Source organism: Streptomyces sp. NPDC002144 (assembly GCF_053593695.1).
Genome location: NZ_JBSFDB010000005.1, coordinates 362,321 through 373,246, shown reverse-complemented (window position 1 = coordinate 373,246; position 10,926 = coordinate 362,321). Strand labels below are relative to the sequence as shown.

The following is a 10,926-nucleotide window of genomic DNA, read 5'->3' as shown; positions in this document are numbered from 1 at the left end:
CTGGCGTTGATTTTTGGCACGCTGTTGAGTTCTCAAGGAACGGACGCTTCCTTCGTACTCACCCTTCCGGGCTTTCCTCCGGGCGCTTCCCTTCGATCTTGCTTTCTCGACTCTATCAGATCCTTTTCCGATCCGATTTCCTCGGTGCTTTCCAGGTTCCCGCTTTTGTTTCGCGGTTTCCTTTCCGGCGGTTCCGACTTTATCAGAAGATCTGAGTCGGTTTTCCCGCCCCTCCGGATCTGCCCAGCGCACGAAGCGTCCGGGTTCCCCTGCTGGCGGAGCCGTAAACGTACTGGAGCGGGGCGCCTCGATGCAAATCGAGGCGCCCCGCTCCTAGTTCACCCGCACGAGGTGTCAGACGTCCACCACGACCGGGAGGATCATCGGCCTGCGGCGATAGGTGTCGGAGACCCACTTGCCGAGCGTGCGGCGGATGAGTTGCTGCAGCTGGTGCGGCTCCACGACGCCGTCCTGGGCCGAGCGTTCCAGGACCTCGGTGATCTTCGGGATCACCTCGCCGAAGGCGGAGTCCTCGATGCCGGAGCCGCGGGCCTGGATGTGCGGTCCGCCGCTGATCTTGCCGGTGGAGGAGTCCACCACCACGAAGACCGAGATGATGCCCTCGTCACCGAGGATCTTGCGGTCCTTCAGCGCCGGCTCGCCGACATCGCCGACGGAGAGCCCGTCGACGTACACGTAGCCCGCCTGCACCTTGCCCGAGATCTTCGCCTTGCCCTCGACGAGGTCGACGACCACGCCGTCCTCGGCGATGACGATCCGGTCGTGCGGAACGCCCGTCAACGCGCCGAGTTCCGCGTTCGCCCTCAGGTGGCGCCATTCGCCGTGCACCGGCATCAGGTTCTTCGGACGGCAGATGTTGTAGAAGTACAGCAGTTCGCCGGCCGAGGCGTGGCCCGAGACGTGGACCTTGGCGTTGCCCTTGTGGACGACGTTGGCGCCCCAGCGGGTCAGACCATTGATCACGCGGTAGACCGCGTTCTCGTTCCCCGGGATCAGCGAGGAGGCCAGGATCACCGTGTCGCCGTCGACGATGCGGATCTGGTGGTCACGGCTGGCCATGCGGGACAGGGCCGCCATCGGTTCGCCCTGGGAGCCCGTGCAGACCAGGACCACCTCGTGGTCGGGGAGGTCGTCGAGCGTCTTGACGTCGACCACCAGGCCCGGGGGGACCTTGAGGTAGCCGAGGTCCCGGGCGATGCCCATGTTGCGGACCATCGAGCGGCCGACGAAGGCGACCCGGCGGCCGTACTCGTGGGCCGCGTCCAGGATCTGCTGGATGCGGTGCACGTGGCTGGCGAAGCTGGCCACGATGATCCGCTTGCGGGCGCTTCCGAAGACCTGGCGCAGGACGTTGGAGATGTCCCGCTCGTGCGGGGTGAATCCGGGGACTTCCGCGTTCGTGGAGTCCGTGAGCAGGAGGTCGATGCCCTCCTCGCTCAGGCGTGCGAACGCATGGAGGTCCGTGAGTCGGTTGTCCAGCGGAAGCTGGTCCATCTTGAAGTCACCGGTGTGGACGACCATGCCGGCCGGGGTGCGGATGGCGACGGCCAGCGCGTCCGGGATGGAGTGGTTGACCGCGATGAACTCGCAGTCGAAGGGGCCGACGCGCTCGCGGTTCCCCTCCGCCACCTCGAGGGTGTACGGGCGGATGCGGTGCTCCTGGAGCTTGGCCTCGATCAGGGCGAGGGTCAGCTTGGAGCCGATCAGCGGGATGTCCGGCTTCTCGCGGAGCAGAAAGGGGACACCGCCGATGTGGTCCTCGTGGCCATGCGTGAGGACGATGCCGTCGATGTCGTCGAGGCGGTCCCTGATGGACGAGAAGTCGGGCAGGATCAGGTCGATTCCGGGCTGCTCCTCCTCGGGGAAGAGCACTCCGCAGTCGACGATCAGGAGACGGCCGCCGTACTCGAAGACCGTCATGTTTCGGCCGATCTCACCGAGACCGCCGAGCGGGGTGACCCTTAGGCCGCCTTCGGCGAGCGGCGGGGGCGGGGCGAGTTCAGGATGCGGATGACTCAAAAGACTCTCCTCACCACACGCGCCACGTGCCGGTGGGCACGTGGCGCGCGTGACGTTCGTGCGTGTAGCAGTTGTCATTGTGGGACGCAGGCAACCGGTGGCCTGCCTATTCAGTTGTGAAGCCTGGGTGGTGCCAAGTCCGTTGTCAGAGCTGTACCCCGCCGGCGGCAAGATCGATCTTGAGCTGCTCGATCTCTTCCGGCGCGCACTCGACCATGGGGGCGCGCAGGGGCCCGGCGGGCAACCCCAGGAGGGCGAGCGCGGCCTTCGACGTCATGACGCCCTGCGTGCGGAACATGCCCGTGTAGACGGGGAGCAGCTTCTGGTGGATCTCGGTGGCCTTCTGTACGTCGCCGGAGACGAACGCGTCGACGAGGGCCCGCAGGTCGGGCGTGACGACGTGGCCGACGACCGAGACGAAGCCGACCGCGCCCACGGAGAGCAGCGGCAGGTTGAGCATGTCGTCGCCGGAGTACCAGGCGAGGCCGGAGCGCGCGATGGCCCAGCTCGCGCGGCCGAGGTCGCCCTTGGCGTCCTTGTTGGCGACGATGCGCGGGTGCTCGGCGAGCCGGACCAGCGTCTCTGTGTTGATCGGGACGCCGCTGCGGCCGGGGATGTCGTACAGCATCACCGGCAGGCCGGTGGTGTCCGCGACGGCCGTGAAGTGCCGGTACAGGCCCTCCTGCGGGGGCTTGTTGTAGTACGGGGTGACGACCAGGAGGCCGTGCGCGCCGACCTGCTCGGCTTCGCGTGCCAGTTCGATGCTGTGGTGGGTGTCGTTCGTGCCGACGCCGGCGACCACGTGGGCCCGGTCGCCGACCGCCTCCAGGACGGCACGTACGAGGTCCGATTTCTCCGCGTCGCTCGTGGTGGGGGACTCTCCGGTGGTGCCGTTGATGATCAGGCCGTCGTTGCCTGCGTCCACCAGGTGGGTGGCGAGCCGCTGTGCGCCGTCGAGGTCGAGTGCGCCGTCCGCCGTGAAGGGCGTGACCATGGCGGTGAGGACCCGCCCGAAGGGGGTCTGCGGAGTGGAGGTCGGAGCCATGGGTAACACGCTACTCGCTGCTGATTACGAGGTCTGCCCTCGGGGTGCGGGATAAGTCCGGACAAATGCGGAGCCCGGTACTGCCTGCTCGGGGGTTCAAGCAGTACCGGGTCCGTTTGATCAGGCTAGATGAACTTCGCCAAATGCCGCAATTGGGACACCTCGCGAGGCTGCCCCGTACATGTGTGCTCCGACGGGGAACGGTGGTGCGTCACGGCGCCACACGCCCGTTCGCATTGAAGGCGGCGTACGTCAGCGGCATGAGCTTCGCCCACTCCGCCTCCATCTTCTCGCCCACCATCTCGATCTCCCGCTGCGGGAAGGACGGCACCTTCGCGAGCTCGTGCTGGGTACGCAGCCCGAGGAAGTGCATCAGCGAACGGGCGTTGCAGGTGGCGTACATGGAGGAGAAGAGCCCGACGGGCAGGGTCGCGCGGGCGACCTCGCGGGCGACGCCGGCCGCCAGCATCTCCTGGTACGCGGCATAGGACTGCCGGTACGACTCCTCCATCGCGGCGGTGACGGCCCCGAACTGTTCGGGAGTGCCATGGACGAACTCGTACTTGCCGGGGCGTCCCTGCTGGACCAGCTTGCGGTCCTCTCCGGGGACGTAGAAGACCGGCTGAAGCTCGCGGTAGCGTCCGGACTCCTCGTTGTACGAGTTGTGTACGACGAAACCGTCCGCGATGAAGTTGTGGTGCGGCGGCGGCATCGAGATGTCGTAGGTCATCTCCTCCCCGTCGGGGACGACGGAGACGACGGCCTCCCAGCGCACCCCGTTCTGGAGCGCGCGACGGCGCACTCCGATCGGCACTCCTTCGCCGTTGGTCTTCCGCTGGTGACACGGCTTGCATGCCGGCCGCAGGTTCGAGACGTCGAGGGCCTTGGTGAGATCGGCGTCCACCGGGATGACGTGATCCAGTTCCAGGTCCTGGGCCTCGAACTTCTCGTCGCAGATGTAGCAGAGGTCCCTCGGGGCGATGAGCTGGGCTCGCTGCTCGGTGGTCCAGATCTGGATGCCCTCGCGCAGGCGCTTGGGGATGCCCTGCCGCTCCCCGATCGCCACCCGGCCCAGCCGCCCGACCCGGTCGCCGACGCGCAGATCGCCCGCGCGGACCCAACCGTCGGGCGTCCATACCCGGTGGTCCGCGGTGCACCGCAGCGCCTTGCCGTTGGTGGTCGACACCTTGATGATCGCTTTCACGCCGGACTCGAAGACATCCACCATGGGTGCCTTCTCCGCCAGCCCCGTCTCCAGGTTGATGGTGTCGGCCAGGAGGTTCGCGCAGGACTTCAGCCGGCGCGTGCGGCCCAGGGAGTCAGGTACACCGATCTTCCAGTCGCGATAGACGTCCGCGATGCGTTTGGCTTTGCCGTTCTTGGTGGTGCCGACCCTGATCATGGTGTCCCCCGGCAGACACCATCCGACCCGGTGCCTCATGAACTCGCGGAAGACGAAGATCGGGGCGCTGATGAAGAAGGTCATCGAGTTGTGCTCGAAGGGGCTGCCGTGCCGGTCCCGCATGAGGTAGTTGATCAGGCCCTTGGAGCGCTCCGGGTCCTTGTTCAGCTCCTCCAGGGACTGCTCGCCGGCGGTGGAGACGCGGGCAGCCCACAGCACGTCGGAGTCTGCCGCGCTGTGCTTGACCAACTCGACGGTGACGTCACTGCGGAAACTGGGCTTGAGGTCGTCGGCGGGGGTGTCGGTCACGGCTCGGAGGATCCTTCCATCACGTCTCTCGGGCGGCGCCCACTCTACGGCCCGGCACTGACAACGGGGCGTTCGGTACCGGGTCGCGACATACGTCGGCGAAATTCTGTGAATTCGGCGAAACCGGGCACCTTTTGGGGCACTCGCTCGTCTGTGTGAGTGACAGTCACTCATTCGACTCCGAGAGGAGAGGTACCGGCCATGTTTCGTCGGCGCGAGCCCGTTCCGTTCGCCTTTGTCGCGGAGGCCGACAGGTTTCGCAGCAATGTCGCTCCCCCGCCGCGCGAGCGGGCGTCCGCCGGTCAGATAGCCGGGCGCTGGCTGCTCGGGATGACCATCGTGGCCGCGATCGTGGCCTCGCTGGTGCTCGGCATGCCGGCGCTGTCGACCGACACCCATTCACCGGCTCAGCAGTCACAGGCCTCCCAGGGGCACTGACTCCATCGGACCCCCGAGAGTGGTGAGCGGGGACACAGGCGGATAACCTCACCGGGCACAGCCCACGCATGGATCGAGTGAGGACCAGCCGTGCCCCTGCCCTTCCTGACGGCCGACCGCGCTTTCGAGACAGCCGACGACCTCGCGCTGCCCTTCGACGACCGCGACCGCTGGCGGCGCCCCTACCGCCCCGGGCCGTGGCGTGTGGGGACGGCGGCGCTGTCGCTGCTGTTCGCCTCGTTCGTGCTGTTCGCGGCCGTCGTGATCGCGCTCACCGCGTCGGTGTCGGAGGCCGGGGTGATCCTCGGGATCGCGCTGGTCGTCATCCTGGGCGCCCTGCGGCTGCTGCGCATGGGTGTGTGGGTGAGCGCGCGGGGGCTGCGTCACGTCGGTTTCGTCAGCACGCGTACGACGGCCTGGGAGCGGGTCGTCGCCGTGCGGACGGTGCAGCAGCCGGTGCGCTGGCTGGGGCTGCCGCGGACGGTGCAGGGGCAGGCGCTGGTCCTGCAGCGCAAGGACCGGGCCGCGCAGGACGCGCTGGTGCTGATGACGACGCACAACGCCGACTTCGTGGGGCGGGCCGGGTCCTTCGACCGGGCGGCGGACACCATCGAGGCCTGGGCCGCGGAGAACCGGCGGGGCTGACGTCGAGGCGGTCGTACGTACACGAAGGGGCCGGTCCGCGAGATGCGTGGACCGGCCCCTTCGTGTTCGTCGGCGTGGGGCGGCGGAGGCTAGGCCTCGATCGTCCTGCCCTCGTGCAGGGCGATCGCGCGCTGCATCGCCTTGCGTGCCCTCGGGGTGTCGCGGGCGTCGTGGTAGGCGACGGCGAGGCGGAACCAGCTGCGCCAGTCGTCGGGGGCCGCCTCCGTCTCGGCCTTGCGCTTGGCGAAGACCTCGTCGGCGGAGTCGCGGTCGATCCGGCCGCCCGGCGTGCGCTTGAGCTCGTCGACGGGCAGGCCGCCCTCGGCGTCGAGTTCGGCGGCGAGCCGGTTGGCCTTGCGGACGAACTGGGTGTTCTTCCACAGGAACCACAGGCCGATGACCGGCAGGATCAGCACCGCCACGCCGAAGGTGACGGTCACCACCGTGCCGGACTCGATGAGCATGACGCCGCGGCTGCCGACCAGGACGAAGTAGAAGACCAGGACGGCGGCGGTTGTCGCGTAGGACAGCTTGGCGCGCATGGCGGTGTCAGCCCAGGTCCAGGAAGTGTTCCAGCCCGAAGGTCAGGCCCGGGGTGGTCACCACGCGGCGTGCGCCGAGCAGGATGCCCGGCATGAAGCTGCTGTGGTGGAGGGAGTCGTGGCGGATGGTCAGGGTCTCGCCCTCGCCGCCGAGCAGCACCTCCTGGTGGGCGAGCAGACCGCGCAGGCGGACGGCGTGCACGGGGATGCCGTCGACGCTGGCGCCACGCGCGCCGTCCAGGGCCGTCTCCGTGGCGTCCGGCGCCGGGGCCGTGCCCGCCGTGCGCCGGGCCTCGGCGATGAGCTGGGCCGTGCGGGTGGCCGTGCCCGACGGGGCGTCGACCTTCTTCGGGTGGTGCAGTTCGACGACCTCGACGGACTCGAAGTACGGCGCGGCGATCTGCGCGAACTTCATGGTCAGGACGGCGCCGATGGAGAAGTTGGGCGCGATGAGGACGCCCGTCTCCGGGGAGGCGGCGAGCCAGCCCTTCAGCCGCGTGAGGCGTTCGTCGGTCCAGCCGGTGGTGCCGACCACCGCGTGGATGCCGTGGCCCACGCAGTACTCGAGGTTGGCCATCACCGAGTCCGGCGTGGTCAGTTCGACCGCCACCTGGGCGCCGGTCTCGGCGAGGGTCTCCAGCTTGTCGCCCCGGCCGAGGGCGGCCACCAGCTCCAGGTCCTCGGCCGCCTCGACGGCCCGTACCGCCTCGGAACCGATGCGGCCCCTGGCACCCAGGACCGCCACGCGCAGCTTGCTCATCTTCTTGCTTCCTTAACCGAGAACCGAGGTGGGTGCCGAGGCCGATCCGGGGTGGATCAGGCGACGGCGTCGTTCAGCCGGGACGCCTGCTTGTCCTTGAGCGGGCCGATGACCGACAGCGAGGGTCGCTTCCCCAGGATGTCGCGGGCGACCGAGCGGACGTCGTCCGGGGTGACCGACGCTATCCGGCCCAGCATGTCGTCCACCGACATCTGCTCGCCCCAGCACAGCTCGCTCTTGCCGATGCGGTTCATCAGCGCGCCGGTGTCCTCCAGGCCGAGGACGGTCGAACCCCGCAGCTGGCCGATGGCGCGGTCGATCTCGTCGTCGGACAGACCGTGCTCGGCGACCTGGTCGAGTTCGTCCCGGCAGATCTTCAGCACGTCGTGGACCTGGGAGGGCCGGCAGCCGGCGTACACGCCGAACAGGCCGCAGTCGGCGAAGCCGGAGGTGTACGAGTACACGCTGTAGGCCAGGCCGCGCTTCTCGCGGACCTCCTGGAACAGACGGGAGGACATGCCGCCGCCGAGGGCCGTGTTCAGCACGCCGAGCGCCCAGCGCCGGTCGTCCGTGCGCGCCAGGCCCGGCATGCCGAGGACGACGTGCGCCTGTTCGGTCTTGCGGCCGAGCAGTTCGACGCGGCCCGCGGTGCGCAGGGCACGCCTGCCGTCGCGCGGGGCGAGGGGCGTGGCGTCGGGGTCGGTGAGGGCGCCCGCCTTCTCGAAGGCGGCGCGGACCTGTCGTACGACCTTGTTGTGGTCGATGTTGCCGGCGGCCGCCACGACCAGGTGGGTGGGGTCGTAGTGCTTCTTGTAGAAGCGGCGGATGCGGTCGGCGGTGAGGGCGTTGACGGTGTCGACCGTGCCGAGGACGGGGCGGCCGAGGGGGTTGTCGCCGAACATCGTGTGCGCGAACAGGTCGTGCACGCAGTCGCCCGGGTCGTCCTCGGTCATGGCGATCTCTTCGAGGATGGCGCCGCGCTCGACGTTGACGTCCTCTTCGAGGATCAGCGAGCCGGTGAGCATGTCGCAGACGACGTCTATGGCGAGCGGCAGGTCGGCGTCGAGTACGCGCGCGTAGTAGCACGTGTACTCCTTCGCCGTGAACGCGTTCATCTCGCCGCCCACCGCGTCGAGGGCGGAGGAGATGTCCAGGGCGCTGCGCTTCGACGTGCCTTTGAAGAGCAGGTGCTCGAGGTAGTGGGTGGCGCCGTTGAGGGCCGGGGTCTCGTCGCGGGAGCCGACGTGCGCCCAGATGCCGAAGGTCGCGGAACGGACGGAGGGCAGCGTCTCGGTGACGATGCGCAGGCCGCCCGGGAGGGTGGTCTTGCGGACCGTGCCGATGCCGTTCTGGCCCTTGATCAGGGTTTGGGTACGGGCGACGGCCCGCGCCTCCGTGGAGGTGCGGGCCGTCGCCGTCGAGCTGCTCGACGTCACTTGTCGGTGTCGTCCTTCTTCGCGTCGTCGTCGGAGCCCTCTTCGCCCTCGATCACGGGGATGAGGGAGAGCTTGCCGCGGGAGTCGATCTCGGCGATCTCGACCTGGACCTTCTGGCCCACGCCGAGGACGTCCTCGACGTTCTCCACGCGCTTGCCGCCGGCCAGCTTGCGGATCTGCGAGATGTGCAGCAGACCGTCCTTGCCGGGCAGGAGGGAGACGAAGGCGCCGAACGTCGTCGTCTTCACGACCGTGCCCAGGTAGCGCTCGCCGACCTCGGGCATCGTCGGGTTGGCGATGCCGTTGATGGTCGTACGGGCGGCCTCGGCGGACGGGCCGTCGGCGGCACCGATGTAGATGGTGCCGTCGTCCTCGATGGTGATCTCGGCGCCGGTGTCCTCCTGGATCTGGTTGATCATCTTGCCCTTGGGGCCGATGACCTCACCGATCTTGTCCACGGGGATCTTGACGGTGATGATCCGCGGGGCGTTCGGGGACATCTCGTCCGGCGTGTCGATCGCTTCCATCATCACGTCGAGGATGTGGAGGCGGGCGTCACGGGCCTGCTTCAGGGCGGCGGCCAGGACGGAGGCGGGGATGCCGTCCAGCTTGGTGTCGAGCTGGAGCGCGGTCACGAACTCCTTGGTGCCGGCGACCTTGAAGTCCATGTCGCCGAAGGCGTCCTCCGCACCGAGGATGTCGGTGAGGGTGACGTAGTGCGTCTCGCCCTCGATCTCCTGGGAGATCAGGCCCATGGCGATACCGGCGACGGGGGCCTTCAGCGGCACACCGGCGTTCAGCAGCGACATGGTGGAGGCGCAGACCGAGCCCATGGACGTCGAGCCGTTGGAGCCGAGGGCCTCGGACACCTGACGGATCGCGTAGGGGAACTCCTCGCGGGTCGGCAGCACCGGCACGAGCGCGCGCTCGGCGAGAGCGCCGTGGCCGATCTCGCGGCGCTTCGGGGAACCGACGCGGCCGGTCTCGCCGGTGGAGTACGGCGGGAAGTTGTAGTTGTGCATGTAGCGCTTGCGGGTCACCGGGGAGAGGGTGTCCAGCTGCTGCTCCATGCGGAGCATGTTCAGGGTGGTGACGCCCAGGATCTGGGTCTCGCCACGCTCGAACAGCGCCGAGCCGTGCACGCGCGGGATGGCCTCGACCTCGGCGGCCAGGGTGCGGATGTCGGTGACACCGCGGCCGTCGATGCGCTTCTTCTCCTTGATGACGCGCTCACGGACCAGGGTCTTGGTCAGCGAGCGGTACGCGGCGGAGATCTCCTTCTCGCGGCCCTCGAACTCCGGGAGCAGCTTCTCGGCGGCCAGACCCTTGACGCGGTCCAGCTCGGCCTCGCGCTCCTGCTTGCCCGCGATGGTCAGCGCGGAGGCGAGCTCCGGCTTGACGGCGGCGGTCAGCGCCTCCAGGACGTCGTCCTGGTAGTCGAGGAAGATCGGGAACTCGGCGGTCGGCTTGGCGGCCTTCGCGGCGAGGTCGGCCTGGGCCTTGCAGAGCACCTTGATGAAGGGCTTCGCGGCGTCCAGACCGGCGGCGACGACCTCCTCGGTCGGCGCCTCGGCGCCGCCCTTGACCAGCTGGATGGTCTTCTCGGTGGCCTCGGCCTCGACCATCATGATCGCGACGTCGCCGTCCTCCAGGACGCGACCGGCGACGACCATGTCGAAGACGGCGTCCTCGAGCTCGGTGTGCGTCGGGAAGGCGACCCACTGGCCGTTGATCAGCGCGACGCGGACGCCGCCGATCGGGCCGGAGAAGGGCAGACCGGCCAGCTGCGTGGACGCGGAGGCGGCGTTGATCGCCACGACGTCGTACAGGTGGTCGGGGTTGAGGGCCATGATCGTGGCGACGACCTGGATCTCGTTGCGCAGGCCCTTCTTGAAGGACGGGCGCAGCGGGCGGTCGATGAGGCGGCAGGTGAGGATCGCGTCCTCGCTGGGCCGGCCCTCACGGCGGAAGAAGCTGCCGGGGATCTTGCCGGCGGCGTACATCCGCTCCTCGACGTCCACCGTCAGGGGGAAGAAGTCGAGCTGGTCCTTGGGGTTCTTGGAGGCGGTGGTGGCCGACAGCACCATGGTGTCGTCGTCCAGGTACGCCACGGCGGAACCGGCGGCCTGCTTGGCCAGGCGGCCCGTCTCGAAGCGGATGGTGCGGGTGCCGAAGGAGCCGTTGTCAATGACGGCCTCGGCGTAGTGGGTCTCGTTCTCCACTAGCGTTTTCTCCGTTACTTGTCGTCTTTTGTCCCGCCTCGCCCGTGTGGCGGGGGGACAGTCGCGGAGAAGCGCTCCGTGCGGTGC

Annotated in this window: 10 protein-coding genes and 1 pseudogene; 3 read left to right on the top strand and 8 right to left on the bottom strand. The window is 68.6% G+C overall.

Annotation, left to right across the window (positions count from 1 at the left end):
- Window positions 1-215 (top strand): hypothetical protein (locus tag ACWCQ1_RS10690; RefSeq protein WP_451026274.1); only part of this gene is annotated, 215 nt, incomplete at its 5' end.
- Between the two features lie 139 nt (window positions 216-354).
- Here the strand turns inward: ACWCQ1_RS10690 and ACWCQ1_RS10685 are convergent.
- The 4 genes and pseudogenes from ACWCQ1_RS10685 to ACWCQ1_RS10670 form a co-directional block, all read right to left on the bottom strand.
- Window positions 355-2,040: a ribonuclease J gene (locus ACWCQ1_RS10685; RefSeq protein ID WP_133047455.1), complete on the bottom strand. Its 1,686-nt coding sequence runs from the start codon at window positions 2,038-2,040 to the stop codon at window positions 355-357.
- A 145-nt stretch (window positions 2,041-2,185) separates the two neighbouring features.
- Window positions 2,186-3,085, bottom strand: coding sequence for a 4-hydroxy-tetrahydrodipicolinate synthase (gene dapA, locus ACWCQ1_RS10680; protein ID WP_451026273.1), 900 nt, complete (start codon window positions 3,083-3,085; stop codon window positions 2,186-2,188).
- Window positions 3,086-3,296: 211 nt separating this feature from the next.
- Window positions 3,297-4,526, bottom strand: a complete 1,230-nt coding sequence (gene thyX, locus ACWCQ1_RS10675; protein ID WP_358596001.1) for an FAD-dependent thymidylate synthase — start codon at window positions 4,524-4,526, stop codon at window positions 3,297-3,299.
- A pseudogene (locus ACWCQ1_RS10670) lies at window positions 4,506-4,796 on the bottom strand (FAD-dependent thymidylate synthase); the annotation flags it as partial. The pseudogene ACWCQ1_RS10670 and the gene thyX, both read right to left, overlap by 21 nt.
- 201 nt (window positions 4,797-4,997) lie before the next feature.
- Between ACWCQ1_RS10670 and ACWCQ1_RS10665 the strand changes: the two are divergent.
- The gene (locus ACWCQ1_RS10665) at window positions 4,998-5,234 is read left to right on the top strand and encodes a hypothetical protein (RefSeq protein ID WP_358595974.1); all 237 of its coding nucleotides are present in this window, start codon (window positions 4,998-5,000) and stop codon (window positions 5,232-5,234) included.
- A 90-nt stretch (window positions 5,235-5,324) separates the two neighbouring features.
- Window positions 5,325-5,879, top strand: a complete 555-nt coding sequence (locus ACWCQ1_RS10660; protein WP_451026272.1) for a hypothetical protein — start codon at window positions 5,325-5,327, stop codon at window positions 5,877-5,879.
- Between the two features lie 89 nt (window positions 5,880-5,968).
- On the opposite strand, the gene ACWCQ1_RS10655 is transcribed toward ACWCQ1_RS10660, so the two are convergent.
- Genes ACWCQ1_RS10655 through ACWCQ1_RS10640 form a run of 4 tightly spaced genes read right to left on the bottom strand, consistent with a single transcriptional unit; the run spans window position 5,969 to window position 10,839 of the window.
- Window positions 5,969-6,421 carry a tetratricopeptide repeat protein gene (locus tag ACWCQ1_RS10655; protein WP_133047450.1) on the bottom strand — a complete coding sequence of 151 codons (453 nt, stop codon included), beginning with the start codon at window positions 6,419-6,421 and terminating at the stop codon, window positions 5,969-5,971.
- Window positions 6,422-6,428: 7 nt separating this feature from the next.
- Entirely contained in the window at window positions 6,429-7,181 is a 753-nt protein-coding gene (gene dapB, locus ACWCQ1_RS10650; protein WP_358595971.1) for a 4-hydroxy-tetrahydrodipicolinate reductase, read from the bottom strand.
- Between the two features lie 56 nt (window positions 7,182-7,237).
- Complete coding sequence (locus ACWCQ1_RS10645) at window positions 7,238-8,617, bottom strand: M16 family metallopeptidase (RefSeq protein ID WP_133047448.1); 1,380 nt, start codon at window positions 8,615-8,617, stop codon at window positions 7,238-7,240.
- Complete coding sequence (locus ACWCQ1_RS10640; RefSeq protein ID WP_133047447.1) at window positions 8,614-10,839, bottom strand: polyribonucleotide nucleotidyltransferase; 2,226 nt, start codon at window positions 10,837-10,839, stop codon at window positions 8,614-8,616. The genes ACWCQ1_RS10645 and ACWCQ1_RS10640 overlap by 4 nt, the downstream gene beginning before the upstream one ends.
- Window positions 10,840-10,926: the final 87 nt, after the last annotated feature.

Excerpts from the sequence above, each read along its gene's own strand:
- thyX (WP_358596001.1), bottom strand. The coding sequence starts at position 4,526 with ATGAGGCACCGGGTCGGATGGTGTCTGCCGGGGGACACCATGATCAGG.
- dapA (WP_451026273.1), bottom strand. The coding sequence starts at position 3,085 with ATGGCTCCGACCTCCACTCCGCAGACCCCCTTCGGGCGGGTCCTCACC.
- ACWCQ1_RS10665 (WP_358595974.1), top strand. The coding sequence starts at position 4,998 with ATGTTTCGTCGGCGCGAGCCCGTTCCGTTCGCCTTTGTCGCGGAGGCC.
- dapB (WP_358595971.1), bottom strand. The coding sequence starts at position 7,181 with ATGAGCAAGCTGCGCGTGGCGGTCCTGGGTGCCAGGGGCCGCATCGGT.
- ACWCQ1_RS10655 (WP_133047450.1), bottom strand. The coding sequence starts at position 6,421 with ATGCGCGCCAAGCTGTCCTACGCGACAACCGCCGCCGTCCTGGTCTTC.